The sequence below is a fragment of the Pseudomonas sp. FW305-7 genome (genome assembly GCF_058786735.1).
On record NZ_JBYSZA010000001.1, the window covers coordinates 499,434 to 525,779 of the forward strand.

Sequence of the window (26,346 nt, forward strand, 5' to 3'; positions counted from 1 at the left end):
AGCTGGCTGCGCGTGTCGGATTTACCGGCAGAAAGCAAATTCCCATGTGTTTCCTTCGTTCTTTCTTACGTCGCAATGTTCATTGCCCGCCCCTGTCTGCCTGGAGTTTTCTCGATGTCCGCGACCAAATCCCTGCCCACTGCCCTGCTGGGCCTGGCCCTTGCCTGTCCGGCGATGGCTGAGACTCAAGGTCTGGAACTGGGACAAGTGCTGATTTCGGCCGAGGATCGCAGCGGCTCGGACGCGGCAGTCGAGGACGCCAAGTCCCGGCTCGAGCAAGTGCCCGGGGGCACCAACGTGGTCGATATGCGCCAGCCGTTGCAGGGCCGCGTGGCGAGCAATCAGGATGTCTTGGCCTATCAGCCGGGGGTCTATGCGCAATCGGCGGGCAACGAAGGGGTGAAGATTTCGATTCGCGGCTCGGGCATCAATCGGGCACCGGGCGCGCATGCTTCGGGGTTGTACACGATGCTCGACGGCTTGCCGCTGACCGGCCCCGGCGGCACGCCTTACGAATTGCTTGAACCACTGTGGGTCGACCATGTGGAAGTGCTGCGCGGTGCCAACGGCTTTGATCGTGGCTCGCTGGCCTTGGGCGGCGCTATCGATTACGTCAGCCACACCGGCTACGACGCGCCGAAACTGCAAGTGCGTTACGCCACCGGCAGCCATGGTTATCAGCAGCGTCAGGTGAGTTCCGGGCAGGTGCTGGGCGACTTCGATTACTACGTGTCGCTGACCGATTCGAACGCCGACGGCTATCAGGATCACACCGCCAGCGAGAGCCAGGGCGTGATCGCCAACTTCGGTTATCGCTTCAACCCGAACCTGGAAACACGCTTCTATATTCGTTATCGCCAGACTGACAACGACCTCGCTGGGCGCGTGACCAAGCATTCCATCGAACATGACCCGCGCGCGGCCAACCCGGCTTATGTATCCCGCGACGACAGCCGCAAACAACCGGGCAGCACCTTCATCGGCAACAAAACCACGTTCTACATCGACGACGATTCGAGTATTCAGACCGGCCTCGTCTACCACGACTATCCGATGGACCTGCGCGAAGGCCCCAACCGCCTGAAGGTGGCCTACACCGATGTCAGCGGCACCTTCGATTACAAGCGCCGCGACACCTTGTGGGGCATGGAAAGCCGTAGCAATGTGGGCGTGCGCGTAACCAAACATTTGCCCAACGACGGCGCGAGCGAACTGGTGCGCATTCCTACCGCGCCCAACACATCTGGCTATGCACCGGGCACGCATATGCGCAACTTCACTTATCAGGGCTCGGACACTGTCCTGCATTTTGGCAACGATCTGGAAATCGCTGACGACCTGTGGCTGACCACCGGCCTCGCCGCCATCTACACCCGTCGCGAAAGTGCCGTCACCTACCCGCAAAGCGGCGGCAAAACCAGCATGAACGACTGGGACTACGCCCCCCGCCTGGGCCTGCGTTATCAGGTAACGCCTGATCTGCAAGTATTCGGCAACCTCAGCCGTTCGGTCGAAGCTCCGCACCCGTGGTCGCTGATCTACAGCTCCAACGTGCGCTTCCCGACCGGCAGCGGTGCGGCGACCGGCACTCAGCGCGATCCGATCAAACTGCAAAACCAGACTGCCACCACCCTCGAACTCGGTGGTCGCGGCAACAGCGCATTCGGCGAATGGAGCCTGGCTTGGTATTACGCGCAGGTGCGTCACGAATTGCTTTCCGTGCTGCCCGACGCCAACACGGTCACGCCTTATGAGCTCAACGCCAGCCCCACCGTACATCAAGGCGTCGAAGCCAGTTTGAACAGCAAACTCTGGTCAGCCGATGACGGCCGCCAACTGAGCCTGCGTCAGGCGTATACCTTCAGCGACTTCCACTACCGCGATGATGATCGCTTCAGTGATAACCGCCTGCCGGGATTGCCGATGCACTACTACCAGGGCGAATTACGCTACGACTGGCCGCAAGGATTCTTTGCGGCGATGAATACCCAATTGGTGTCGAAAGTTGCCGTGGATTACGCCAATAGCTACTACGCCGATCCGTACGCGCTATTTGGCGCGACGCTGGGTTACAACGCACCGAAGGGCGACTGGCAGACCTGGCTGGACCTGCGCAACCTGACCAACAAGCACTACGCGGCAACGGTGACGCCGGGGTATGACGACAAGGGGCTGGATGCCGCGCGGTCTACACCGGGTGAGGGAATGGGGGTGTATGTCGGGGTGTCGTGGAGTTTGCTCTGAGGGCACTGCTCGGCGCGGTATCCATGCCGACGCTGCGATTTTCAGAAGATCGCAGTCGCCCAGAAACGTTTAACTCAGCGAAACATTCGTTCCTGCATCAGCGTGCTCGGGATCAGCAGCGTCTGGGTGTAATAAGCCTTGTAGCCATACGCCGTAATACGCACTTTGCACGGAATAAAAGACTGCTTGATCAGTAAAGGCCTGATGGCTTCGTAGTCATTCAGATCGTGTTGAGTTCCGTCGTGTCTGACATTATAGAAAAGAAGCTCAGTGGTGAATTCATAGCCGGATGGATTCTCGCTGTTTTCCTCGACACGACCTTCGGCTTTTACGTTGATAGCGTGTTCTGATGAGAACTCCATATCTCCGTCTAATGAACAGATCAATGTCGGATTGAGTTGATTGGATCTTTCGTAATGATTGAAAGCAATCAACAAATTCACGGTCGAGCTGAAATTCACAATAAAAGAATTATTGGCGCTTTTCTCGAAAGACAACAGCGCAAGTTCGGCTGGAGGTATGACAGGTGTTTTGGCGCACCCGGCGCAGAGCAGCATCAAGAAGACACTAACGCAATGAGAGGAATTCATGGATCAGACCCGCTTTCAAGGTCGCGGCGCCCGATAGATCAGGGTCACGGGGAGAAATTCTGCCACCGCTGAGTTCATTAAGCGATCAGGGAAACCCTGACAGGGACGATCGCAAAGAGCGCGTGGCCGTCATGAAAGACCACGCGCATCCTGTTTACCTTTTGTACTTAGTGCAGGTTGAGCAAGGCGAACATCCCAACGATAACCATCAGCACCGACATGTACTGCATCGGCACGAAGAACAACGTGTGCTTTTTGCGGAAAACGACTTCGCCGCCAGTGGCGGGGTCAATGTAGGTTTTGCCCGGTGCGTTATTCAGCTTGTGACCAATAAAGGCATTAGCTGCAGCGGCAACCAGTAAGCCAACACCGACACCTAGCCCATTTGGAAGTCCGGCGAAAGAAATCAGACCCACCAATGGAATCAGAATAGAAAGAATGCCCCAGCCTTGCCAGATAAGAAACATAACGCGTCCCTGTTAATTTTTGAGGCGCGCAATCTAACAAACAACTATGCGTTGCGGCAACACTTAGTAATATCTTTACCAAGAAGCTGACGGTCCTTTTTTTTTGTGAACGACGACAGGCAGAATAAAGGTCCGTTGTTGCCTTCCAGTTCAGGTCTGATTTTAAGGAGTAGTCGAATGGACATCAGGAATCACCAAGAGAACTCACTGGAGCAATCGCTCAGACTGGCCGCCGACGAGCCTGCCCATCGGCCTGAGTTCTTCCGGATTTTGCTGAACTCCCCTGTCTACGTTCTCGGTTCGACGGACGCTGAGGACGGCGCAGCGGATCTGGAGGCCGGCAGCAAAGTCAGCATCGCGCATTGGGAAAAACCGGACGGTACTTCTGTCATCCCGTTTTTTTCCTCGCTGCAAACGCTACAGAAATCGATAGACAGCGAGGAGTCCTACCTCGAGCTCCCGGCCAGATCCTTGTTCGAGATGACGCAAGGCACCCACCTCTTCCTGAATCCGAAATCGCCTTATGGAAAAGAGTTCTTCCCGGAAGAGGTACGCAATCTGCTATCTGACCAAGTCGGCCAAAAGGCGACAGTCCGCACGGTAGAAAAAGAAACCAAAGTGCTGCTCGGGCAACCGGCCCAGTACCCGTCGAAGATGGTGCAGTCGCTGACGCAACTACTGGCCAGCCACCGCAACGTGAAGCGTGCATTTCTTGCGCTGATGCACGACACCTCGGTGGACGAAAAACCGCACCTGATCATCGGCATCGAGGCTGACGGCGACATTGAACTGGTCTTGCGCGAGGCAGGCAATGTCGCGGGAGATACCGCTCCTGACGGTGAGCCGGTCGACCTCTATCGCGTGTCTGAAAGCGAGTCAGGGCTTAGCGATTACTTCCTTAAACAGACGACGCCGTTCTACGAACGCAAACAATCGAGCAAGTGGCGTTCGATATTTGGTTTTGGCAAGGGCTGATAGAGTCCGCGCACCCCGGTCCCGGTAAAGTCACCATTACCGGCCGGGCTGCCACTGGGAATACTTGGGGAGCCCTTCCCCATCCAGCCAGGCGGCGTCATGCTCGGTCCAGATGTGATATTCAGCCCTGGCACGAGGATCTTCGTCCAACGTGGCAACTCGCACGATCATTGCAGCTGAGCCGACTCGCTCAGCCACGAGATGCGATCCGCAGCTGGAGCAGAAGTGTCGGATCTTCCCCGGAGACGATTCGAAAGCCTTCAGTGCCGCCAGGCCCTGAGTCCATCTGAAATGCTCCCTTAGAACTCCAGCCGTAGAGACATACGCCGCTGCATGGGTCTTGCGGCAAGTCACGCAATGACAATGGCTGATCGGCATATCAATGCTGTCGATCTCATAACCTACGGCCCCACAGGCGCAGCTTCCTTTCATCTATCCTCCGGTTTTTGTCACGGCTTGGCCGCAGGTCGTCTGGATGCCAAAGCCCTGGAAGTTACAAGCACGTTGGAAAAGCGATAGTGTCTGCTATCAGTGTGAAGGGCAGATCAAGAATGATGAGAGGCCCCACTAAAGGCATCAAGCTTGTGAACTCCACTTTCGTCCCTTCGAAGCAGCTATAGCCCCCGTAAGAATCCGCAATGAGGAAGGCGCATCCACTGATTTGAGACGCGGCGAAAATCAGCATGAGCTTCCGTAGCACATAATTTCCTTATTACTTTTAAATTGACTGCCTTGAAGACGCTATCGGGAAAATTACCGAATGCCATCACACCTCCTGCCAGCACGCGCGGCACGGTGAGACGACAAACCGGACTCAGGGCTGCAGGCCTCGATGGATGTTGCGCATTTAACCGAACAAAGAGATGCGAACACGCTTGAGCAGTACATCCGCAATCGTAATGGCAAAAAAGTCATGCCTACAAAGCGAATAGCGAACCATCGCCAAAATTGCGAACCGGAAACAAACAAGGGCTTGCATCAGCTTTCGCCCGCAAACCCTTGATTTAAGATGGTGCCCGAAGCCGGAATCGAACCGGCACGCCCTTACGAGCGGGGGATTTTAAGTCCCATGCGTCTACCAGTTTCGCCATTCGGGCGGTAGCGCGGTGTTGCTCTGTTCAACTGCCGAGTCGTAATCCTAAAGGATCAGGCTCTAGCGGCAGTGCGGGAAATATATACATCACTCCCCAGTGAAGCAAGTTCGCAATGGCCGATTTTCAAGACTAAATCTTGCAGCACACTGGAAATAAAAAAGCTCCGTAAATCATGGATCTACGGAGCTTGTTTATAGTGGAGGCCGAGGTCGGAATCGAACCGGCGTAGGTGGATTTGCAATCCACTGCATAACCATTTTGCTACTCGGCCTCAAAGCATTTGCTGTCAGTAGCACAACAACAAACACTGTACAAATTGGAGCGGGAAACGAGACTCGAACTCGCGACCCCGACCTTGGCAAGGTCGTGCTCTACCAACTGAGCTATTCCCGCTTGGTGTGGCGCATTCTATAGATTTCAGAAGCCCCGTCAACCCTTTGATTCAAAAAAGTTTTATTTCTTTTCAACATCGGTTTTCAGATGTGGCCAGGCGGCACGAAGGTATTGAACCATCGACCACAAAGTCAGGCCGGCCGACACCATCAGCAAGGCATAACCCAACACAACCCAGAAGCTGAAATCCCTTGGATTGGCCAAGAGAATCACCAGCGCGAGCATCTGCGCAGCGGTTTTCCACTTTCCGAGATTTGAAACGGCCACATGAGCACGAGCGCCGAGCTCGGCCATCCACTCGCGCAATGCCGAGACGACAATCTCGCGACCGATGATGACGGCAGCTGGCAACGTAAGCCAGAGATTGCCGTGCTCTTGCACCAGCAGTACCAGCGCAACCGCAACCATGAGCTTGTCGGCGACCGGATCAAGGAACGCTCCGAAGGGAGTGCTTTGTTCGAGACGGCGGGCGAGATAACCATCCAGCCAATCCGTGGCTGCCGCAAAGGCAAACACCGAGGCGGAGGCCATGTAGCTCCACTGATAAGGCAGATAGAACAGCAAAATGAAGATCGGGATGAGCAGAACGCGTAGAACGGTAATCAGATTAGGGATATTCATCGGCACAACTGGCTACGAGGTGAAGGGGCATTCTACTCGCTATGCAGGTTTGCATAAATCGACTCTGCGAGCTTTTTACTGATCCCCGGGGCTTTGGCGATCTCTTCGATGCTTGCACGAGACAGCTCCTGCAATCCACCGAAATGTTTCAACAAGTCGCGACGACGGGTTGGGCCGACGCCGGCAACGCCCTCCAGGGTTGACGTTCGGCGGGTTTTGCCGCGACGGGCTCGGTGTCCGGTAATTGCAAAACGGTGGGCCTCATCGCGAATCTGCTGGATCAGATGCAGCGCCGGGGAGTCACCGCGCAACGTGAACTCGTGCGCCGCATCATTCAGATACAAAGTTTCAAAACCAGCTTTGCGGGTCGCGCCCTTGGCGACACCCAGCAAGATCAGGTCCGGCACGGCCAGTTCGTTGAGAACATCACGGGCCATCGATAGCTGCCCCTTGCCGCCGTCGACCAGCAAGATATCCGGCAACTTGCCCTCGCCGTCCTTGAGTTTGCTGAAACGCCGCGTCAAGGCCTGATGCATGGCGGCATAGTCATCCCCCGCCGTGACACCCTCGATGTTATAGCGACGGTAGTCCGACTTGATTGCACCTTCCGGACCAAACACCACGCAGGACGCGACCGTCGCCTCACCACTGGAGTGACTGATGTCATAGCATTCCAAGCGCTGCGGAGGCTCATCCAGCTTCAACACTTCAGCCAAGGCATCAAAGCGTGCCGCGGTGTGCTGACGATTGGCCAGCCGCGCGCCCAGCGCCTGCTCCGCATTGGTGACAGCGAGTTGCTGCCAACGTGCGCGCGTGCCCCGCACCCGATGACTGATGGCCAGTTCCCGGCCACGCAATTCATGAATCGCTTCGATCAGCGTCGGGAAATCCTCGTGCACGACGTTGACAATCAGTTCACTCGGCAAGTCGCGTTCCGGACTGCTGATGAAATATTGGCCAAGGAACGCGGCCATGACTTCCGACACGTCCTCTTCGATACCGACCTGCGGAAAGAAGTTTTTGCTACCCAATACGCGTCCGCCACGGACACTGATCAAATGCACGCAGGCACCACCCGGGTTGACGAATGCAGCGATGACGTCGATATCGCCAGTGCCGCCCTCCATGCTCTGTTGATCCTGTACGCGGCGCAACAATGCAATCTGATCGCGCAACTCGGCGGCGCGCTCGAACTCCAGGTTGATCGCTGCCTCCTCCATCGCCGTGGACAGCTCATTGGTCAGTGCGTGACTGCGCCCCTCGAGAAACATCACCGAGTGACGCACGTCTTCGGCATAAACCTCAGGCTCGACCAGACCGACGCAAGGCGCCTTGCAACGCTTGATCTGATATTGCAGGCACGGGCGGGTTCGATTCTTGTAATAGCTGTCTTCACACTGTCGGACGAAAAACGTCTTTTGCAGCAGGCTCAGACTTTCACGAATGGCACCCGCGCTCGGATAAGGCCCGAAATATTTGCCTTTGGCTTTTTTCGCCCCGCGATGGATGCTGAGGCGCGGAAACTGTCCGTCCGAGAGAAACACGTAAGGATAGGATTTGTCGTCGCGCAACAGAATGTTGTAAGGCGGCCGCCATTCTTTGATCAGCGTCTGCTCAAGCAACAGCGCTTCGGTTTCGTTGGCGGTAATGGTCGTTTCGACCTGCGCAATGCGACCGACCAACGCAGCGGTTTTCGGCGCCAGACCGGTCTTGCGAAAGTAACTCGCCAAGCGTTTCTTGAGGTTCTTGGCCTTGCCGACATACAAGAGACGCGCATCGCTGTCGAACATGCGATACACGCCGGGGCGCCCGCTGACGGTCGACAGGAAGGCGCTGGAATCGAATGCTTCAGTCATGGTCAGAGGCTGGCATCAACCATGCCGTGACGAACCGCCAACAGCGTCAACTCGACGTCGCTGCTGATCGAAAGCTTCTCGAAAATACGGTAGCGATAGGTGTTCACGGTTTTCGGCGACAAACACAACTTGTCGGAAATGATCTGTACCTTCTGGCAGCCGACAATCATCAACGCGATCTGGATTTCTCGCTCGGACAACGCATCGAACGGAGAATCATTGGACGGTTGAAAGGACTTGATCGCCAACTGCTGAGCAATCTGCGGGCTGATGTAGCGCTGCCCGGCAAACACCAGCCGAATGGCCTGCACCATTTCCGGCAACCCGGCACCCTTGGTGAGATAACCCGCAGCGCCGGCTTGCAGCAAGCGAGTAGGAAAAGGATCCTCCTCACATACAGTAACCGCGACCACCTTGATGTCAGGGTGACTGCGCAGCAGTTTACGCGTGGCTTCCAGGCCGCCGATGCCAGGCATCTTGACGTCCATCAGGACCACATCGGGTTTCAACTCTCGGGCCTTGATCAGGGATTCTTCCCCGGACTCGGCCTGGCCCACTACCTGCAAGCCATCAATATCGGCCAGCATCCGTGTAATGCCTGTACGAACGAGATCATGGTCATCGACCACTAGCACCCTAATCAAGCAGACACCTCGCGATATGGTCTTATTGGGATGCCGGACACCTTAGCAAAAAGTGCCCGACAGACCTAGCGGCAAGCAGCATTTAAAAAGTTTCAATTCATCATCGAAGGCTTGCCGGCCGTGGGTTTCAGAGCACAGGTGTACTGATATCCAGCTGCATTCGCAGAAAACACTCGTCCTCGCCTTGTACGTGTAGTCCTTTTCTTTCATACAAATGTTTCGCCGGATTGTTTTCGAAGACTGTCAGGCGCAAAGCCGGCCGCTGCTCTTCCTGGGCCATGCCGATAACCTGATCAATCGCCCAGGAACCCGCGCCCTGGCGGTGAAAGGCTTGAGCAATCTGCAGTTCACGAATATATAACGCCCGCCTGTCCCGGCTGAGACTGAAAAAACCTATTGCCACATCATCACGCAATATCAGCCAGTTCTCGCGTCCCGACCAGGCTACGTCGAATGCTTCGTCCTGCCACAACAGATCATGATGAATGTAGTAACGCAGCATGTTCTGGCAAGTGAGATTGCGTGAAAATGCCAGATCCTCTGGCGCCGCTTTCCGCAACTGGAATGTCATTCAGCCCACCATCACAGGAACGACCCGCCCCTGCCAGGTTCCGGCGTCTCGTTGGGCAACCAGCAAAAAGTCACCCACTCCCGGCGCGGAAACGACCAATGAACCGTTTTCGGACCATATCGCGCTGCGCCCTGCCGACTGCCATCCGCCAGTAAGGCCACCGTGGTTGGCCATCAACACGGCCATGGCGTGTTGCCGTGCATAACCCTGAAGCAGCGCGGTGTCTGCCGCGTAACCTTTTTCGCTGATCAATACGCCTGCTGCGTACAGGTCAGCCCCTTGTTCAGCCGCCGCAGCCGCGTGACTGGCGTGGGAAAAATCGGCGCAGACTGCCAGCGCAACCTTGTGGTTGCCGATGTCCAGGGCAGGCCCTCCGAACCCAGGGGCGAAAACAAGCTCTTCGCCCGGGTGCAAATGCTGTTTGCTGTACACCACGAGCGAGCCATCAGCACCCAGAATCAGAGCACCAATCAACACTCCAGGATGATTTTCCAACCGGACAGGCATGCCGACGACCGTCGTTACACCATGCTCACGAGCAACTTCGCGCAACGGCTGAAGGACTGCGTCTTGCGGGTCGACGGCCAATGCTGCAGCCTCCTTGCCTTCATAGCCCGTCAGGGACAACTCCGGAAAAACCAGCAGTTGCACGCCCTGCCCCGCTGCAGCTTCGATGAAGCGCATATGGCGAGCAATGTTGGCGGCAAGATCACCGGCAATGGAGGTTGCCTGGGCAGCGGCAATGGTCAGTGTCGACATGATTCTTCCATGGTCATCAGGCAAAGTGCCGAGTGTGGCACAACTGACGCTGCGCTCAAGCAATAGGCGTTTTGTTGCTCACGCGATAGCAATTTCTGATTGCTGAGGCATATCGGGCTCTAGTAAGCTCGGCGCATTCATCGGAGACAGACCATGTTCAACGCCCTTTCACAGCTTCTTACCGTCAGCGCCATGCGCTCGGTTGCGGCTGCCTGGGTGAATGACGTTTGCGCTTCGGTCAGCTTTTATTTTGGGTATTGGTTTAGCCACTGGCGCGCCTGATACCCACACGGCGCCCATGAAAACGGGTCGCCTACCAGAGATTTCTCAACCCCCGGTCGGCTTCCCGATCGGGGGTTTTGTTTTTTCAGGCCCAGACTTTTTCCGCAACACACCAGACACTTTTGAGGATTCACAAAATGAACTACGCCACTTATTACCGTTACGACAGCTTTAGCGCCTGGCGATTTACCAGCCTCCGCTCGGGACAGCCTGCCGCCTCCGATCGGTCACCCACAGGTGGCAAACACGCCCATGTAGCCAATACGGCCAATTGTCGAACACCCCAGTAGGGCTGAGCGAGCGGGAACAACCCGCCGCCTGCCCAGGAAGACCGAATATGAACTCGTCCGTTTCTGCTCTGCCGCTGTCCACCCTCAATTCCGCCAACGAAGCACTGACCCTGCGTCTGCCCAGCTCGTTGCAACTCAAACAGCAGTTGCCATTGAGCAACGCCTTGAGCCAACAAGTCGCCGCCCACCGCCAAGCGGTCCGCGCAATTCTCAATGGTGAAGACCAGCGCCTGCTGGTAATCGTCGGCCCTTGCTCGATCCACGATCCTCAGTCCGCCCTTGAATACGCTGGCAAGCTCGCCCGACTGGCTGAAGCCGTCAGCGGCGAGATGCTGCTGGTGATGCGTGCCTATGTCGAAAAACCGCGCACCACCGTCGGCTGGAAAGGTCTGGCCTACGACCCGCACCTGGATGGCAGTGACGACATGGCCGGCGGCCTGACACTCTCCCGCGAGCTGATGCTGGAAATGATCCGCCTCGGTTTGCCAGTGGCCACCGAACTGTTGCAACCCATGGCAGCAGGTTACTTCGATGACCTGCTCAGTTGGGTGGCCATCGGCGCACGTACCACCGAATCACAAATACATCGTGAAATGGCCAGCGGCCTGAGCATGCCGGTAGGCTTCAAGAACGGCACCGACGGCGGAGCGACCGTTGCGGTTGACGCCATGCGCTCGGCAGCCCATCCACATCGGCATTTCGGGGTCGATAGTCAGGGACACCCGGCGATTATTCAAACGCCAGGCAACCCGGATACTCACCTGGTGTTGCGCGGCGGGCACCACGGACCCAACCATGATCGTGAGAGCGTGGCCAGAATCCACGCTGACTTGAACCGATTGAAAATCCCCAGCCGCATCATGGTCGATTGCAGCCACGCCAACAGCGGCAAGGATCCATTGCGCCAGCCGGGAGTCTTCAACGAGGTCCTGGAGCAACGCTTGCAGGGTGATCGCTCACTGATCGGCATGATGCTGGAGTCTCATCTTTTCGAGGGCTGTCAGCCGCTGAGTGCATCGCTGCGTTACGGCGTTTCGATTACCGATGGTTGCCTGGGTTTCAGCGCAACGGAGCAACTTCTGCTCCAGGCAGCTCGACGTCTTGGCGCGTGCACCAGAGGCTGATCGCACGGCCCACCTTCCGGTTCAGCAGAGAATCGGAGGGTGGGCCAGGTTCAACCTACGCCTCTACCCGCACCTGTGTCGCCGCGGACGCCTGACTGACATCGTCCAATCGCTCTACCGTGTAGGAAACACGTACAGTCGATCCCTGGTGTTCGCGCCAGAAGCGCTGTGGAACGATAAAAATCAGCGGTTTCCCTGCGGTTTCCCGAGTGATGTCGCGATCATCCCTGTGACTGAAAAAATCACCGTCACACTTGAGATAGACCAGTTCACCCTCCTGGGTCCGGGCATTGCCGATCACCACGGTGACGCCATCAGTTGAATCCTCTGCCAACAGCACGCCATCTTCTGCCTCAAGCACATCGGGCGCGTCCAGCTCGCTTTGCAAGAACGGGGTGACGAGAACTCTCGCAGTATCGGACTCGCGAACCGCACCATTCGCCTGCTCGACTCGGTAACGAACCGTCACCTCGCCACCGAGGTGCGCTGCGATGTACTCGGCAGGTACCCAGAAGGAAAGGGTTTCTGCGACAGCAAAGGCCTCGACCTTCAATCGATCGCTGAACGCCAACGGCGAGGCGTCCCCAGACCACATCAACGACACCTGGTCACCTACCGCCATTTTGCCGTACGGCTGGAGAGTGACGAGTACACCTTCCACCACCCGTGCCGGATCCAGTGTCCCGCTTATTGCTCCCTCGACCTGCGGAGCAAGCAACTGCGCACGCGTATCTCCCACAGTCAATTGCAGGGGCGCAGACAATGCGGGCTCGGGCAGACCCGCGCTGGCAAGCGTCCAGTAGATATCCAGAGCGCCGCCATCCAAAGCGGCAACGTGCATGCCTTTGATCACGAAAATGACGTCTTTGCCAACTTGCGCCGCGCTGACATAGCGAACCTTTTCATGCTGGTAAACAAAGCCCTCGATATCCAGACCCTCCCAGCTCAGCAGCAACCGATCTCCACACGCCATATTTGTATAAGGAGCAATACGAACGACGACCTGACTCAGCGAAGGGTCGAGCACATCGCCCTCCAGTGAGTCGAGTGTTGCGGCAGGCAATAGCTGATTTGTTGTGCAGGGGCTGACGGGGTGGCGCATCCGGTAGCAAAACTCGATTTCATGGGTGTTCATTCGTGGCTCGACTCCTTGGACAAAACGCTGCCTTCATGACGGCGTCGACAGCCCACATTGAACGAGATTGCTGATGCAACCGGTATCAGCCCAATACGCCGCATACATGACGCAAAGGCTACGAGCGCAGTAGGCAACCTACGCAAAATCGACTCACTGCAGGCGTAAGACGGCCAGAACTTCCGATTCGGACTTCACATGTATCCGAAACGTCGTACAGCCCCTAGTCCATATTCAACGGCCAAGTGAAGCCTCTTCGTACTTCCTCAGCGGGACGGGTGTTTTAGAGTGACCCACAGATTTCCCCAATGAACTTCTGCGAAAAAGGTAAGAACATGCAACGGAATGCTACAACTCGTTATCCCGTGCTTTTGGTACACGGCCTGTTCGGATTCGAGCGTATCGGCCATTTCGAGCTGTTTCATGAGGTCAAGGACGCTCTGAAAACAGCAGGCAGCCGAGTGTTTGTTCCCCACCTCTCCGCCACTCACGACAACGAAGTAAGAGGTGAGCAACTACTGAAGCAAATCGAAAGCGTCCTGAGAGGCACAGGAGCCGCCAAAGTCAACCTCATCGGACACAGTCAGGGAGCATTGGCCGCTCGCTATGCTGCGGCGCTTGCGCCACACAGCGTGGCCTCGGTGACATCGGTCAGTGGCCCGAACCACGGCTCGGAACTGGCTGACTTCCTGCGCAAGGCGCTGGTGCCGGGCCGACTGCCGGAAGTTGTGGCGCAAAACGTGGCGACACTGTTCGCTGATTTCATTTCGCTGGTCAGTGGTAGCCCCACCCTGCCGCAGAACGCCCTGGCGGCACTCAATGCACTGACAACCGAGGGCGTGGGTGCCTTCAACGACAGGTTTCCGCAAGGCCTGCCCCACACGTGGGGCGGGCAAGGTGCCGCACAGGTCAATGGTGTGCGCTATTACTCCTGGAGCGGCGTCCTGCCTGCAACAGGCCTGCCATCATTCGACCCGATTCAAGGCGCCTGTCAGGCGCTCTCGCAATATTTCATGACCGAAGGGGATCAGAATGACGGCTTCGTCGGGCGCTTCAGCTCGCATTTGGGCCAGGTTATCCGTTCCGACTATCCGCTGGACCACTTGAGCACTCTGCGCCGCAGTGCCGGCACCGTCGCCAGCCTGCTCGACCCGATTGCGCTTTACGTCGAACATGCCGCGCGCCTGCGAGCAGTGAATCTCTGAACAGGCTGCTGACAAACGAACGGAACTTTGCCGAGAATTCGCCCACTGAATCCGGTAGGCTCCGCACTTTACTGAAATAGATTGGAGAGTTTTCCCATGGCTAAAGCCACTGCCCGCCACATCCTGGTTTCCAGCGAAGACAAGTGCAACGAACTCAAGGCCCAGATCGAAGGCGGCGCTGATTTCGCCGAAGTTGCCAAGGCCAACTCCACCTGCCCGTCCAGCCGTCAGGGCGGTGATCTGGGCTCGTTCGGTCCTGGCCAGATGGTCAAGGAATTCGACACCGTCGTGTTCAGCGCGCCAATCAACGTCGTGCAAGGCCCGGTGAAGACCCAGTTCGGTTATCACCTGCTGGAAGTCACCAGCCGTCAGGACTGATCCATCGCCTGATTGCTGTGCCAACGGCCCGCCTTTTGGTGGGCCGTTGTATTTCAGCAACACATACGACTGGCGACTGGCGCGCCTCTCGCGTACAACTTGCGCATATCGACTACCCGTTCCAAGGCTGACAATGCGACTGGTTTTCCCCACATTGATGCTCACCGCCCTCGCCCTGCTGTCGGGCGCCGCCGGTGTGAACGCTGCACCGCAACATGCGTTGACCGTGTATGGCGAACCTGCCAGGTACCCCGCAGGCTTCAGTCACTTCGACTACACCAATCCGCAAGCCCCCAAAGGCGGGACGATGCGCCGCTCGGCGATCGAAATCGGTCACTTCGACCATGTGCTTCCTTATATAGACAAGGGCATCGGTGTCACCCAGATCGACGGCCTGCTGTATTCGCCGCTGGCCCAGCGCTCGATGGACGAGCCTTACACCGTTTACGGTCTGGTCGCACAGAAGATGGAGCGCTCGGACGACGGTCTGTCGTTGCGCTTCTTCATCAATCCCAAGGCCCGCTTCGCTGACGGCAAACCGATCACCGCCGAAGATGTGCGCTACAGCTACGACCTGTTGATGACCCAGGGCAGCCTGCGTTATCGCACTCAGTTTGCCGACGTCAAAGGTGTCGAAGTGGAAGCGCCGCTGACCGTGCGCTTTGATTTCAAAAGCAACGAAAACCGCACCCTGCCACTTGATATCGCGACCCTGCCGGTATTCCCCGAACACTGGTGGAAGAGTCGCGATTTCGCTGGCGGTGGCGGATACGAACCGCCACTGGGCAGTGGCCCCTATCGCGTCGGCAAAGTCGACTCGGGGCGCAGCATCACGTTCGAACGTAATCCCGATTGGTGGGGCAAGGATTTGCCCGTAAGCCGCGGCCTGTACAATTTCGACCATTTCAGCATCGAGTATTTCGGCGACACCGATGTTGCGCGACAAGTGCTGCGCGGCGGTGCCTATGACTACAACCGCGAGTTCTCCGCCACCGGTTATTCGATCGGCTATGACAGCCCCGCCCTGAGCGACGGCCGCCTGCAAAAGGCGCATCTGGCCACCGAAGCACCGCAATCGGCGCAAGGCTTTGTGTTCAACCTGCAAAAACCGATGTTCCAGGATCGTCGCGTGCGTCAGGCACTGGCGATGCTCTGGGATTTCGAGTGGAGCAACCGGCAGATGATGCGCAACCTGTACATCCGCCAGCAAAGCTACTTTTCCAATACCGACCTTGCGGCGCGAGAACTGCCCGATGCCCAAGAGCTGAAAATCCTTGAACCGCTGCGCGGACAGGTTCCCGATGAAGTCTTCAGTAAAGTCTTCGAGGCGCCGAAAACCGATGGCAGCGGCCTGATCCGCGACAAACAATTGCAGGCTCTTGAACTGCTTGAGCAGGCCGGGTGGACACCGGATGGCGATCAGCTGGTGAATGCCGAGGGCGAACCGCTGAGCTTCACCTTCCTGGTCAGTCAGAACGGCATGGACCGCCTGTTGCTGCCATACAAACGCACCCTGAAACAGATCGGCATCGACCTCAATATCCGCCGCATCGACTCCTCGCAGTACGTCAACCGCTTGATGAGCCGCGACTACGACATGATCGTCACCGGCTACCCCGTCACCACCTCTCCGGGCGGCGAATTGCTCAATTACTTCGGATCGGCGTCAGCCAACGATCCGGGCGCCAACAATTACATGGTGCTGAAAAACCCGGCGGTCGACACATTGATCAATGGCCTGATCCGCGCCTCGACCCAATCCGACATGCTGCATTACGCCCACGCGCTGGACCGGGTGCTGCAATGGAACTACTACTGGATCCCCAATTACTACCCGCCGGGCACCTCGACAGTCTGGTGGAACCGTTTCGGCATTCCGTCGGTGCAGGCCAGCAACGACGAAGCCATCGAGAGCTGGTGGGAAATAAGCAGCACGCCGCTGACCAATCAACAGATGACTGCCGAGAAAATCGCCCGTGGCAGACCCGGAGGACCGCGCTGATGTGGGGTTACATACTGCGGCGCCTGCTGCTGATCATTCCGACGCTGGTGATTATTCTGCTGGTCAATTTCGTCATCATTCAAGCGGCGCCCGGTGGCCCGGTCGAGCAGGCGATCGCGCACCTGCAAGGCATTGGCGGAAGCAATGTCGGCGGCGGTTCGAGCGAAACCATGAGCGGCACATCGCGCGCCAGCCGTGGCCTTGATCCGCAACTGATCAAGGACATAGAAAAACAGTACGGCTTCGACAAACCGGCCCATGAACGCCTGTGGCTGATGCTCAAGAACTATGCGCAGCTGGACTTCGGCAAGAGCTTCTTCCGTGGCGCGACGGTCACCGACCTGATCCTGGAAAAAATGCCGGTTACCATTTCCCTCGGCCTCTGGGCGACGCTGATTACCTATCTGGTTTCAATCCCGCTGGGCATTCGCAAGGCTGTGCATCACGGCAGTCATTTCGATATCTGGAGCAGCACGGCGATCATCATCGGCTACGCAATGCCGGCGTTCCTGTTCGCGATGTTTCTGATCGTGGTATTTGCCGGTGGCACTTCGCTGAACTGGTTCCCGGTGCGCGGCCTGGTTTCGGACAACTTTGAATCGCTATCGACCCTGGGCAAGATCGCCGACTACTTCTGGCATCTGGTCTTGCCGGTGACGGCACTGGTCATCGGTGGTTTTGCGACGTTGACCATCCTCACCAAGAACTCGTTTCTCAATGAAATCACCCGCCAATACGTCGTCACTGCCCGGGCGAAAGGCTTGAGCGAGCGTCGCGTGCTTTACGGCCACGTATTCCGTAACGCCATGCTGCTGGTGGTGTCGGGTATTCCCCAGGCGTTCATCAGCGTGTTCTTCGCCGGCTCCTTGCTCATCGAAGTGATTTTCTCCCTCGACGGCCTCGGCCGCATGAGCTACGAAGCGGCAGTGTCGCGCGATTATCCGGTGGTGTTCGGCTCGCTGTTCATCTTTACCCTGTTCGGCCTGCTGATAAAACTGATCGGCGACCTGTGTTACACCCTCGTCGATCCGCGCATCGACTTCGCCGCGAGGAATGCCTGATGTTCAAGCTCTCGCCGTTGGGTCGTCGCCGCTTCGAGCGTTTCAAGAAAAACCGCCGTGGCTGGTGGTCGTTGTGGCTGTTCATCGGACTGTTTGTCGTCACGCTGGGGGGCGAGTTGATCGCCAACGACAAGCCGTTGGTGGTCAGCTATCAGGGCCAATGGTATTTCCCGGTCTTCAAACGCCACACCGAGCAGGAGTTCGGCGGGCAACTGCCGTTCCAGGCCGATTACCGCAGCGACTATGTGCAGAACCTGATCCGCAAGGACGGTGGCTGGCTGCTGTTTCCGCCGATTCCGTTCAGCGACGACACGCCGAACTATGACCTCAACAAACCGGCACCGAGCCCGCCGACTGCAGTCAACTGGCTGGGCACCGACGATCAGTCGCGGGACGTGCTGGCCCGGGTGATTTTCGGTGCGCGGGTATCGATTCTGTTTGCGTTGATGCTGACGTTTGTCAGCGCCTTGATCGGTATCGCGGCCGGTGCCTTGCAGGGCTATTACGGGGGCTGGGTCGACCTGCTCGGGCAACGCCTGCTGGAAGTCTGGTCGGGATTGCCGGTGCTCTATCTGCTGATCATCCTCTCCGGTTTCGTCGAGCCGAATTTCTGGTGGCTGCTGGGGATCATGGCGTTGTTTTCCTGGCTGGCACTGGTCGACGTGGTGCGCGCCGAGTTCCTGCGCGGGCGCAATTTGGAATACGTCAAAGCCGCGCGCGCCTTGGGCCTGACTGACCGCAAAGTGATTGTCCGGCACATCCTGCCAAACGCCATGAATGCGACGTTGAGTTATTTGCCGTTCATTTTGACCGGAGCCATTTCCACGCTCACGGCGCTGGACTTCCTCGGCTTCGGCATGCCAGCCGGTAGTGCTTCACTGGGCGAACTGATCGGCCAGGGCAAACAGAACCTGCAGGCACCCTGGCTGGGGCTGACAGCGTTTTTCACTCTGGCGCTGATTCTTTCTTTACTGGTGTTCATCGGCGAAGCGTTGCGTGACGCCTTCGACCCTCGATCCTGAAGCGTGGCCATGACTGACAACCTGATTGAAATCCGAAATCTCAATGTCGCCTTCCATGGCCAGACCGTGGTGCGCGACCTGTGCCTGGATATTCGCGCCGGCGAGTGCCTGGCCCTGGTCGGCGAATCCGGTTCGGGCAAATCGGTAACGGCCCATTCGATTCTGCAATTGCTCCCCGAATCGGAAGCGCAAACCACCGGCAGCATTCGCTATCGCGGCCAGGAACTGGTGGGGGCTGACCCCAAGGTCTTGCGCGAGCTGCGCGGTAATCGCATCGCCATGATCTTTCAGGAGCCGATGACCTCGCTCAATCCGCTGCACACCATCGAAAAGCAGATCGGTGAAACCCTGTTGCTGCACCGGGGCCTCGGTGGCAAAGCGGCGCAACAACGGATTCTTGAGCTGCTCGGCCTCGTCGGCATCCAGAAACCCGAGGAACGGCTCAAGGCGTATCCGCATCAACTGTCTGGCGGACAACGGCAACGGGTGATGATCGCCATGGCACTGGCCTGCGAACCGGAGCTGTTGATCGCCGACGAGCCGACCACGGCCCTTGATGTCACCGTGCAACGCAAGATCCTGCTGCTGCTCAAATCCTTGCAACAACGCTTGGGCATGTCGCTGCTGTTGATCAGCCACGACCTCAATCTGGTGCGCAGCATTGCTCAGCGCGTCTGTGTGATGAAGGCCGGTGAGATCGTCGAGCAAGCGCCGTGCGAAACCCTGTTCACCGAACCGAAACATCCTTACAGCTGCGTTCTGCTCAACGCCGAGCCCGAGGGTGAAGCCCTGCCCCGGGATGAGCGTGAAAACGTGCTGGAAGTCGATGATCTGCGGGTTGATTTCGTCGTCGGCGGCGGGCTGTTTCAACGCAAACAATACCTGCGCGCAGTGGATGGCATCAGCTTGAATATCCAGCGCGGCAAGACCCTGGGCATTGTCGGTGAATCCGGTTCAGGCAAGTCGACGCTGGGCCAGGCGATCCTGCGGCTGCTCGATTCCAAAGGCAGCATCCGCTTCCAGGGCGAAGCGCTCGATGGCCTCAACCAGAAACAGCTACGCCCGTGGCGGCGGCAGATGCAGGTGGTGTTTCAGGATCCGTTCGGCAGCCTCAGCCCGCGAATGTCGGTGGCGCAAATCATCAGCGAAGGCCTGGAAGTGCATTGCGAATCGACCGCCGATGAATGCGATGAGCAAGTGATCCGCGTACTTAAGGAAGTGGGCCTGGATCCGCAAAGTCGCCATCGCTACCCCCACGAGTTTTCCGGCGGTCAGCGCCAACGCATCGCCATCGCCCGGGCACTGGTATTGAAACCGGCGCTGATCCTGCTGGACGAACCGACTTCGGCACTCGACCGCACGGTACAAAAACAAGTGGTCGCCCTGCTCCGCCAGCTTCAGGAAAAACACGGTCTGACCTACTTGTTCATCAGCCACGACCTGGCGGTGGTCCGCGCCCTCGCCCACGACATGATCGTGATCAAGGACGGTAAAGTGGTCGAGCGCGGGGCCAGTCACGAGGTGTTTGATTCGCCGCAGCATCCGTACACCAAAGAGCTGTTGGCGGCGGCGCATCCGGGGTAGGCATAATCCGTACTCGATTTGAAACCGAGTCGCGGCCATCGCTGGCAAGCCAGCTCCCACAGGATTTTCGGTCGTTCACAGATACTGTGCTCACCAGAAAAACTGTGGGAGCTGGCTTGCCAGCGATGGCGTCGGCACTGTCAACCAAAACTGCGGATCAGCCTTCATGAACACCACCGAAAGCCTCAAGGACTACCAACGGGTTCGCACCCTGGCGATCCGCTCGTTGTTCGAGATCATCGAGCAATCGAGCGAAGGCACGGTGATTGTCGATCGCGATGCCAACATCGTCTGGATGAACGAGCGCTATGCGCGACGGTTTGGTCTGGAAGCCGCCGCAGGCGCCATCGGCAAGCCGTGTGAAAGTGTGATCCCCGGCAGTCTCTTGCGCGAAGTGGTGCGCACCGGCCGGCCGATCTTGCTCGACATGCAGGACACGCCAAAAGAGCCGTTGGTGGTCATGCGTCTGCCGATTCACGACGACGCCGGCAGCGTGATCGGCGCCATCGGTTTTGCCTTGTTCGATGAGTTGCGCACCCTCTCGCCGATGCTCAAGCGTTATCTGAGCATGCAGGAAGAACTGGCGTCGACTCGTTCATTGCTGCGGGCGCGACAGACCAAGTACAACTTTGCGCATTTCATTGGCACCAGCGCCGCCAGCCTCGAAGTCAAACGCCGTGCTCGGCGCAGTGCCAGCGCCGAGTCGCCGGTGTTGCTGCTCGGCGAAACCGGCACCGGCAAAGAGCTGCTGGCCCAGGCCATCCACAGCGCCTCGCCTCGGGCGCACAAAGCCTTTGTCAGCATCAACAGCGCGGCGATTCCCGAAGCCCTGCTGGAAGCCGAGTTTTTTGGCACAGCGCCAGGCGCTTTCACCGGGGCCGATCGCAAGGGCCGCACCGGCAAACTGCAAATCGCTCAGGGCGGCACGTTGTTCCTCGACGAAATTGGCGACATGCCGCTGCCGCTGCAAAGCAAACTGCTGCGCGTGTTGCAGGAAAAGGAGTTCGAGCCTGTGGGCTCCAACGAAGTGATTCAGAGCGATGTGCGGGTGATCGCCGCCACGTCAACGGATCTGCAAGCGGCGATCAAACGCGGCGAGTTCCGCGCCGACTTGTATTACCGACTCAACGTGCTGCCGATCAACGTGCCGCCGTTACGGGATAGGCTGGATGACCTGCCAGCGCTCAGCGAAGCCATTCTTGAAGAGCTGCGCAGCCAGCATGAACTGAACCGCGAAGCGCTGGCCCTGCTTGGCCAGCATGCCTGGCCGGGCAATATTCGCGAGTTGCGCAATGTGCTGGAACGGGCGGCGCTGCTCAGTGACGACCTGATGCTGACGGAAAATGACATACGCGCGGCCATTGGCACGTTTTCCCCGGTGGAGCGAACCTCGGCACCGATGGTTGAAGCGCTGACCGAAGAAACCTTCGCTCAGGCGCGGGAACGATTTGACCGGCAGTTGATTCTATCTGCTCTCGCGCAATGCGCAGGCAAGGTGCCGGAGACAGCGGCTCGACTGGGACTTGGACGCTCGACCCTGTACAAAAAAATGGTGGCACTGGGAATCGCCTAATCCCACTAATGAGACTTAGCTCTCTAAATAAAGACAAAATTAAAAACATCGCTGGCAAGCCAGCTCCCACAGGTTAATCGCAGTTCCTGTGGCAGCTGGCTTGCCAGCGATGACGTCAGCAAATCCAGCAAAAATCTCTAGACTGAGACAATTTAATTTTCCCTCCCTCCAAAAACCCCATTAAATCCATATATTTCAATAGCTTACCTATCTGGCACAAAACTCGCTAAGCGCTCTCCTACACCCGTTTCAACCACAAAAATAACAATTCCGGAGAGACACACCATGAGTGTGATCATTGCCCTGGCAGCCCTCGCGCTGCTGATGCTGGCGGCCTACCGTGGCTATAGCGTCATCCTTTTCGCCCCGATCGCCGCCCTCGGCGCGGTCCTGCTCACCGACCCCTCCGCCGTCGCCCCTGCCTTCACCGGGGTGTTCATGGAAAAAATGGTCGGTTTCATCAAGCTGTACTTTCCCGTGTTCCTGCTCGGCGCCGTGTTCGGCAAGTTGATCGAGCTCTCGGGGTTCTCGCGTTCGATCGTTGCGGCAGCGATTCGCCTCTTGGGCACCAAGCAGGCGATGCTGGTGATCGTGCTGGTCTGCGCCCTGCTCACCTACGGCGGCGTGTCGCTGTTCGTGGTGGTCTTCGCGGTTTACCCGTTTGCTGCCGAGATGTTTCGCCAGAGCAATATTCCCAAACGCCTGATCCCGGCCACCATCGCCCTCGGCGCGTTTTCGTTCACCATGGACGCCCTGCCCGGCACGCCGCAAATCCAGAACATCATCCCCAGCACCTTCTTCAACACCACCGCATGGGCGGCGCCGTGGCTGGGGGTGATCGGCACGATCTTCGTGTTCTGCGCCGGCATGCTGTTTCTCCAGCGCCAACGCAACAAGGCCCAGCGCGCCGGTGAAGGCTATGGCACCGAGCTGCGCAACGAACCGGAAACCGCCGAAGACCTGAAGCTGCCGAACCCATGGATTGCGCTGTCGCCCCTGCTGGCGGTGGGCATCATGAACCTGTTGTTCACCCAGTGGATTCCACAGTGGTACGGCAAGACCCACAGCCTCGCACTGCCGGGCATGGCCACGCCGGTCACCACCGAAATCGCCAAACTGACGGCGATCTGGGCGGTGCAGGCGGCATTGCTGGTCGGGATTCTGATGGTGCTGGCGTTCGGCTTTCAGGCGATTCGCAGCAAACTCGCCGAGGGCAGCAAAAGTGCGGTCAGCGGTGCGCTGCTGGCGGCGATGAACACCGCTTCGGAATACGGCTTCGGCGCGGTGATTGCGTCACTGCCGGGCTTTCTGGTGCTGGCCGACTGGCTCAAGCAAATCCCCAATCCGCTGGTCAACGAGGCCATCACCGTGACGTTGCTGGCCGGTATCACCGGCTCTGCCTCGGGCGGTATGAGCATTGCGCTGGCGGCGATGTCCGAGCAGTTCATCAGCGCGGCACACGCAGCGAACATTCCCCTGGAAGTGCTGCACCGCGTGGCCGCGATGGCCAGCGGCGGCATGGACACCCTGCCGCACAACGGCGCGGTCATCACGCTGCTGGCGGTTACTGGCCTGACCCATCGCGAAGCTTATAAAGACATTTTCTGTATTACGCTGATCAAGACCCTAGCGGTTTTTGTAGTGATCGGCACTTTCTACGCCACTGGCATTGTGTGAGGCATTCATGACGACTCTTTCTGGCAAGACTGCATTGGTCACCGGCTCCACCAGCGGCATCGGTCTGGGCATTGCCCTCGTGCTGGCAAAGGCCGGGGCCAACGTGATTCTCAATGGTTTCGGCGATGCTGCCCCGGTGATTGCCGAGGTCGCGCAGTTCGGCGGCAAGGTCGGCCATCACCCGGCCGACGTCAGCGATCCGGCGCAGATCGCCGACATGGTCGACTACGCCGAGCGCGAATTTGGCGGCGTCGACATTCTGGTCAACAACGCCGGCATCCAGCATGTCGCCGCCGTTGAAGAGTTCCCGATCGAGCGCTGGGACTCGATCATCGCCATCAACCTCTCGTCGGTGTTTCACAGCACGCGCCTGAGTTTGCCGGGCATGCGCGCCAAGGGTTGGGGCCGGATCATCAATATCGCCTCCGTGCACGGTCAGGTCGGCTCAACCGGCAAGGCCGCTTACGTCGCGGCGAAACACGGGGTGATCGGCCTGACCAAAGTGGTCGGTCTGGAAACCGCGACCAGCAACGTCACCTGCAACGCGATCTGCCCGGGCTGGGTTCTGACGCCGCTGGTGCAGAAGCAGATCGACGACCGTGCTGCCACGGGTGTCGATCCGCAGCAGGCGCAACACGATTTGCTGGCCGAGAAGCAGCCGTCACTGGCGTTCGTCACGCCGCAGCATCTGGGTGAACTGGTGTTGTTCCTGTGCAGCGAGGCTGGTAGCCAGGTGCGCGGGGCGGCGTGGAATATTGATGGGGGATGGCTGGCGCAGTAAATCTTCAACTGACCCTGTGTGATCCTGACTCTGTGCGTGAATCAGATAACAAGAGGCAAACAATGTCCGACATCCTCTGGCAACCCGACGCCAACCGTATCGCCCATTCGCGCATGGACACGTTCCGGCGCTTGGTCAATCAGCGCCATTCGCTGGACCTTGACGACTACCCTGCCCTGCACCAGTGGAGCATCGATCAGCGTGAAGCGTTCTGGCAGGCCATCGTCGATTTTTTCGGCATCAGCTTCCATACCCAACCCGACGCGGTCCTGCGTGAGGGCACGAAAATGCCCAGTGCCGAATGGTTTCCCGGCGCCACCCTGAACTTCGCCGAACACCTGTTGCGGCGGCGCGACGATGCCGTTGCGGTCATCAGCGTGGCGGAGAACGGTCAGCGCGAGCAATTGACCTGGGCCGAACTGGCCAGTCAGGTCGCAGGATTCCAAGCCAGTCTGCAAGCAGCGGGCGTTGGCCTCGGCGACCGGGTGGCGGCATGCATGCCCAATACCTGGCAGACGCTGGTGGCAATGCTGGCGACCACCAGCCTTGGAGCGATCTGGTCATGTTCTTCTCCGGATTTCGGCACCCACGGGGTGATCGACCGTTTCGGCCAGATCGAGCCGAAAGTGCTGATCACCTGTGCCGGTTATCGCTATGCCGGAAAAGAAATAGACCAGACAACCAAGCTCAATGAAATTCTGGCGCAACTGCCGACGCTGCAACAGTTGATCATCGTGCCCTACGCGCGCCCGCAGGCTCGCGTGCAGGATTACCGGACGCAGGCGGATGTCACGCTGTGGGAAGAGTTTTACCACCCCGGCGGTGAGCCGCGTTTCGTGCCGGTGCCGTTCGCGCATCCGCTGTATGTGCTGTATTCCAGCGGCACCACCGGCGTGCCGAAATGCATCGTGCATAGCACCGGCGGTGTACTGCTGCAACACGTCAAGGAACACGGGCTGCATGTCGACCTCGGCCCCGGCGATCGCCTGTTCTACTACACCACTTGCGGCTGGATGATGTGGAACTGGCTGGTCTCGGCGCTTGCGGTCGGCAGTGCTGTGGTGTTGTACGACGGCTCGCCGTTTCATCCGGACGAACAGCGCTTGCCGGATCTGCTTCAGGACGAACGTGTCAGCGTCTTCGGCACCAGCCCGAAATTTCTCGCGACGCTGGAGAGCAGCGGCCTCAAGCCTCGCGAAAGCCACGATCTGAGCCACCTGAAAACCTTGCTTTGCACGGGTTCGGCGCTGTCACCACAGAGCTACGACTTCGTCTACCGCGATTTCAAACCCGACGTCTGCCTGGCCTCGATGTCCGGCGGCACCGATATCGTTTCCTGCTTCGTCAACGGCAATCCGCTGTCGGCGGTACGTCGCGGCGAAATCATGGGCAAAAGTCTGGGCATGGCGGTTGAGGTGTGGAATGACGCCGGCCAACCGCTGATCGGCGAGAAAGGCGAACTGGTTTGTACCCGGCATTTCCCGGCGATACCGATCGGCTTGTGGAACGATGCCTACGGAGAAAAACTGCGCAAATCCTATTTCAGCCTGTTCCCCGGCGTCTGGGCGCAAGGCGATTATGCCGAACAACTGCCCCACGGCGCGATGATGATTCACGGTCGATCCGACGCCGTGCTCAATCCCGGCGGCGTACGCATTGGTACAGCGGAGATTTATCGGCAGGTGGAAAAAGTCCCGCAAGTGCTCGACAGCGTGGCGATCGGGCAGCAGTGGCAGGATGACGTGCGCGTGGTGCTGTTTGTGCGGTTGCAGGATGGCGTTGCACTGGATGAACCCCTGCAGGAGCAGATCCGTCAGGTGATCCGCGCGAACACCACACCCCGTCATGTACCGGCGAAGATTGTTCAGGTCACGGATATTCCGCGCACCATCAGCGGCAAGGTCGTGGAACTTGCCGTGAGAAACGTGGTGCACGGGGAGCCGGTGAAAAACACTGATGCACTGGCCAACCCGCAAGCATTAGAACAATTTCGCGACAGAAGCGAATTGAGCTGTTGA

General features: G+C 58.2%; 24 protein-coding genes and 3 tRNA genes. 14 read left to right on the top strand and 13 right to left on the bottom strand.

Going from position 1 to position 26,346, the window contains the following annotated elements; translation table 11 throughout:
* The first annotated feature begins 114 nt into the window (after positions 1-114).
* Positions 115-2,244, top strand: a complete 2,130-nt coding sequence (locus AC3WMT_RS02385; protein ID WP_103302322.1) for a TonB-dependent receptor family protein — start codon at positions 115-117, stop codon at positions 2,242-2,244.
* 74 nt (positions 2,245-2,318) lie between these two features.
* Here the strand turns inward: AC3WMT_RS02385 and AC3WMT_RS02390 are convergent, their stop codons facing one another.
* Both AC3WMT_RS02390 and AC3WMT_RS02395 read right to left on the bottom strand, forming a co-directional pair.
* Entirely contained in the window at positions 2,319-2,834 is a 516-nt protein-coding gene (locus AC3WMT_RS02390; RefSeq protein WP_103302323.1) for a hypothetical protein, read from the bottom strand.
* Between the two features lie 167 nt (positions 2,835-3,001).
* The gene (locus tag AC3WMT_RS02395) at positions 3,002-3,301 is read right to left on the bottom strand and encodes a hypothetical protein (protein ID WP_103302324.1); all 300 of its coding nucleotides are present in this window, start codon (positions 3,299-3,301) and stop codon (positions 3,002-3,004) included.
* A 177-nt stretch (positions 3,302-3,478) separates the two neighbouring features.
* Here AC3WMT_RS02395 and sseB point away from each other — a divergent pair, with 177 nt between their 5' ends.
* Complete coding sequence (gene sseB, locus AC3WMT_RS02400) at positions 3,479-4,276, top strand: enhanced serine sensitivity protein SseB (protein WP_103302325.1); 798 nt, start codon at positions 3,479-3,481, stop codon at positions 4,274-4,276.
* A gap of 36 nt (positions 4,277-4,312) precedes the next feature.
* Here sseB and AC3WMT_RS02405 read toward each other — a convergent pair whose 3' ends face one another.
* From AC3WMT_RS02405 to AC3WMT_RS02450, 10 genes are all read right to left on the bottom strand, one after another.
* Positions 4,313-4,708 (bottom strand): GFA family protein, encoded by a 396-nt coding sequence (locus AC3WMT_RS02405; protein WP_103302326.1) that lies wholly within the window; start codon positions 4,706-4,708, stop codon positions 4,313-4,315.
* Positions 4,709-4,769: 61 nt separating this feature from the next.
* Complete coding sequence (locus AC3WMT_RS02410) at positions 4,770-4,961, bottom strand: YceK/YidQ family lipoprotein (protein ID WP_103302468.1); 192 nt, start codon at positions 4,959-4,961, stop codon at positions 4,770-4,772.
* 325 nt (positions 4,962-5,286) lie between these two features.
* A tRNA-Leu gene (locus AC3WMT_RS02415) sits at positions 5,287-5,373 on the bottom strand.
* Between the two features lie 194 nt (positions 5,374-5,567).
* A tRNA-Cys gene (locus AC3WMT_RS02420) sits at positions 5,568-5,641 on the bottom strand.
* Between the two features lie 46 nt (positions 5,642-5,687).
* Positions 5,688-5,763 (bottom strand) — tRNA-Gly (locus AC3WMT_RS02425).
* 60 nt (positions 5,764-5,823) lie between these two features.
* Positions 5,824-6,384, bottom strand: coding sequence for a CDP-diacylglycerol--glycerol-3-phosphate 3-phosphatidyltransferase (pgsA, locus tag AC3WMT_RS02430; RefSeq protein ID WP_008080159.1), 561 nt, complete (start codon positions 6,382-6,384; stop codon positions 5,824-5,826).
* A 32-nt stretch (positions 6,385-6,416) separates the two neighbouring features.
* Positions 6,417-8,240 carry an excinuclease ABC subunit UvrC gene (gene uvrC / locus AC3WMT_RS02435; RefSeq protein ID WP_103302327.1) on the bottom strand — a complete coding sequence of 608 codons (1,824 nt, stop codon included), beginning with the start codon at positions 8,238-8,240 and terminating at the stop codon, positions 6,417-6,419.
* 2 nt (positions 8,241-8,242) lie between these two features.
* Positions 8,243-8,884, bottom strand: coding sequence for a response regulator transcription factor GacA (gene gacA / locus AC3WMT_RS02440; protein ID WP_016984198.1), 642 nt, complete (start codon positions 8,882-8,884; stop codon positions 8,243-8,245).
* Between the two features lie 127 nt (positions 8,885-9,011).
* Positions 9,012-9,455: a GNAT family N-acetyltransferase gene (locus AC3WMT_RS02445; protein ID WP_103302328.1), complete on the bottom strand. Its 444-nt coding sequence runs from the start codon at positions 9,453-9,455 to the stop codon at positions 9,012-9,014.
* The gene (locus tag AC3WMT_RS02450) at positions 9,456-10,214 is read right to left on the bottom strand and encodes a carbon-nitrogen hydrolase family protein (protein WP_103302329.1); all 759 of its coding nucleotides are present in this window, start codon (positions 10,212-10,214) and stop codon (positions 9,456-9,458) included.
* Positions 10,215-10,367: 153 nt separating this feature from the next.
* On the opposite strand from AC3WMT_RS02450, the gene AC3WMT_RS02455 reads away from it, so the two are divergent.
* The gene (locus AC3WMT_RS02455; RefSeq protein WP_256583446.1) at positions 10,368-10,496 is read left to right on the top strand and encodes a hypothetical protein; all 129 of its coding nucleotides are present in this window, start codon (positions 10,368-10,370) and stop codon (positions 10,494-10,496) included.
* Positions 10,497-10,833: 337 nt separating this feature from the next.
* Complete coding sequence (locus AC3WMT_RS02460) at positions 10,834-11,910, top strand: 3-deoxy-7-phosphoheptulonate synthase (protein ID WP_103302330.1); 1,077 nt, start codon at positions 10,834-10,836, stop codon at positions 11,908-11,910.
* 55 nt (positions 11,911-11,965) lie between these two features.
* On the opposite strand, the gene AC3WMT_RS02465 is transcribed toward AC3WMT_RS02460, so the two are convergent.
* Positions 11,966-13,045 (bottom strand): hypothetical protein, encoded by a 1,080-nt coding sequence (locus AC3WMT_RS02465; RefSeq protein ID WP_103302331.1) that lies wholly within the window; start codon positions 13,043-13,045, stop codon positions 11,966-11,968.
* A 335-nt stretch (positions 13,046-13,380) separates the two neighbouring features.
* Between AC3WMT_RS02465 and AC3WMT_RS02470 the strand changes: the two genes are divergently transcribed.
* The 10 genes from AC3WMT_RS02470 (at position 13,381) to AC3WMT_RS02515 (ending at position 26,346) form a co-directional block, all read left to right on the top strand.
* Entirely contained in the window at positions 13,381-14,250 is an 870-nt protein-coding gene (locus AC3WMT_RS02470) for an esterase/lipase family protein (protein ID WP_103302469.1), read from the top strand.
* Positions 14,251-14,346: 96 nt separating this feature from the next.
* Entirely contained in the window at positions 14,347-14,628 is a 282-nt protein-coding gene (locus tag AC3WMT_RS02475; RefSeq protein ID WP_007912303.1) for a peptidylprolyl isomerase, read from the top strand.
* Between the two features lie 133 nt (positions 14,629-14,761).
* Positions 14,762-16,630, top strand: coding sequence for an extracellular solute-binding protein (locus tag AC3WMT_RS02480; RefSeq protein ID WP_103302332.1), 1,869 nt, complete (start codon positions 14,762-14,764; stop codon positions 16,628-16,630).
* Positions 16,630-17,691: a microcin C ABC transporter permease YejB gene (locus AC3WMT_RS02485; RefSeq protein ID WP_103302333.1), complete on the top strand. Its 1,062-nt coding sequence runs from the start codon at positions 16,630-16,632 to the stop codon at positions 17,689-17,691. The genes AC3WMT_RS02480 and AC3WMT_RS02485 overlap by 1 nt, the downstream gene beginning before the upstream one ends.
* Positions 17,691-18,713: an ABC transporter permease gene (locus tag AC3WMT_RS02490; RefSeq protein ID WP_103302334.1), complete on the top strand. Its 1,023-nt coding sequence runs from the start codon at positions 17,691-17,693 to the stop codon at positions 18,711-18,713. Before AC3WMT_RS02485 ends, AC3WMT_RS02490 begins: the two co-directional genes overlap by 1 nt.
* Positions 18,714-18,722: 9 nt before the next feature.
* Positions 18,723-20,297 carry an ABC transporter ATP-binding protein gene (locus AC3WMT_RS02495; protein WP_103302335.1) on the top strand — a complete coding sequence of 525 codons (1,575 nt, stop codon included), beginning with the start codon at positions 18,723-18,725 and terminating at the stop codon, positions 20,295-20,297.
* Positions 20,298-20,463: 166 nt separating this feature from the next.
* Complete coding sequence (locus tag AC3WMT_RS02500) at positions 20,464-21,870, top strand: sigma-54 interaction domain-containing protein (protein ID WP_103302336.1); 1,407 nt, start codon at positions 20,464-20,466, stop codon at positions 21,868-21,870.
* 285 nt (positions 21,871-22,155) lie between these two features.
* Positions 22,156-23,547 (top strand): GntP family permease, encoded by a 1,392-nt coding sequence (locus AC3WMT_RS02505; RefSeq protein WP_077573126.1) that lies wholly within the window; start codon positions 22,156-22,158, stop codon positions 23,545-23,547.
* Between the two features lie 7 nt (positions 23,548-23,554).
* Entirely contained in the window at positions 23,555-24,328 is a 774-nt protein-coding gene (gene hbdH, locus AC3WMT_RS02510) for a 3-hydroxybutyrate dehydrogenase (protein ID WP_103302337.1), read from the top strand.
* A gap of 62 nt (positions 24,329-24,390) precedes the next feature.
* Positions 24,391-26,346 (top strand): acetoacetate--CoA ligase, encoded by a 1,956-nt coding sequence (locus AC3WMT_RS02515; protein ID WP_103302338.1) that lies wholly within the window; start codon positions 24,391-24,393, stop codon positions 26,344-26,346.

Coding starts and splice junctions, on each gene's coding strand:
- AC3WMT_RS02455 (WP_256583446.1), top strand. CDS start 10,368: ATGTTCAACGCCCTTTCACAGCTTCTTACCGTCAGCGCCATGCGCTCG.
- pgsA (WP_008080159.1), bottom strand. CDS start 6,384: ATGAATATCCCTAATCTGATTACCGTTCTACGCGTTCTGCTCATCCCG.
- AC3WMT_RS02450 (WP_103302329.1), bottom strand. CDS start 10,214: ATGTCGACACTGACCATTGCCGCTGCCCAGGCAACCTCCATTGCCGGT.
- AC3WMT_RS02485 (WP_103302333.1), top strand. CDS start 16,630: ATGTGGGGTTACATACTGCGGCGCCTGCTGCTGATCATTCCGACGCTG.
- hbdH (WP_103302337.1), top strand. CDS start 23,555: ATGACGACTCTTTCTGGCAAGACTGCATTGGTCACCGGCTCCACCAGC.
- AC3WMT_RS02445 (WP_103302328.1), bottom strand. CDS start 9,455: ATGACATTCCAGTTGCGGAAAGCGGCGCCAGAGGATCTGGCATTTTCA.
- AC3WMT_RS02500 (WP_103302336.1), top strand. CDS start 20,464: ATGAACACCACCGAAAGCCTCAAGGACTACCAACGGGTTCGCACCCTG.
- AC3WMT_RS02470 (WP_103302469.1), top strand. CDS start 13,381: ATGCAACGGAATGCTACAACTCGTTATCCCGTGCTTTTGGTACACGGC.
- AC3WMT_RS02460 (WP_103302330.1), top strand. CDS start 10,834: ATGAACTCGTCCGTTTCTGCTCTGCCGCTGTCCACCCTCAATTCCGCC.
- AC3WMT_RS02465 (WP_103302331.1), bottom strand. CDS start 13,045: ATGAACACCCATGAAATCGAGTTTTGCTACCGGATGCGCCACCCCGTC.
- sseB (WP_103302325.1), top strand. CDS start 3,479: ATGGACATCAGGAATCACCAAGAGAACTCACTGGAGCAATCGCTCAGA.
- AC3WMT_RS02410 (WP_103302468.1), bottom strand. CDS start 4,961: ATGCTGATTTTCGCCGCGTCTCAAATCAGTGGATGCGCCTTCCTCATT.
- AC3WMT_RS02475 (WP_007912303.1), top strand. CDS start 14,347: ATGGCTAAAGCCACTGCCCGCCACATCCTGGTTTCCAGCGAAGACAAG.
- AC3WMT_RS02480 (WP_103302332.1), top strand. CDS start 14,762: ATGCGACTGGTTTTCCCCACATTGATGCTCACCGCCCTCGCCCTGCTG.
- AC3WMT_RS02395 (WP_103302324.1), bottom strand. CDS start 3,301: ATGTTTCTTATCTGGCAAGGCTGGGGCATTCTTTCTATTCTGATTCCA.
- AC3WMT_RS02490 (WP_103302334.1), top strand. CDS start 17,691: ATGTTCAAGCTCTCGCCGTTGGGTCGTCGCCGCTTCGAGCGTTTCAAG.
- AC3WMT_RS02495 (WP_103302335.1), top strand. CDS start 18,723: ATGACTGACAACCTGATTGAAATCCGAAATCTCAATGTCGCCTTCCAT.
- AC3WMT_RS02515 (WP_103302338.1), top strand. CDS start 24,391: ATGTCCGACATCCTCTGGCAACCCGACGCCAACCGTATCGCCCATTCG.
- AC3WMT_RS02405 (WP_103302326.1), bottom strand. CDS start 4,708: ATGAAAGGAAGCTGCGCCTGTGGGGCCGTAGGTTATGAGATCGACAGC.
- AC3WMT_RS02390 (WP_103302323.1), bottom strand. CDS start 2,834: ATGAATTCCTCTCATTGCGTTAGTGTCTTCTTGATGCTGCTCTGCGCC.
- AC3WMT_RS02385 (WP_103302322.1), top strand. CDS start 115: ATGTCCGCGACCAAATCCCTGCCCACTGCCCTGCTGGGCCTGGCCCTT.
- uvrC (WP_103302327.1), bottom strand. CDS start 8,240: ATGACTGAAGCATTCGATTCCAGCGCCTTCCTGTCGACCGTCAGCGGG.
- AC3WMT_RS02505 (WP_077573126.1), top strand. CDS start 22,156: ATGAGTGTGATCATTGCCCTGGCAGCCCTCGCGCTGCTGATGCTGGCG.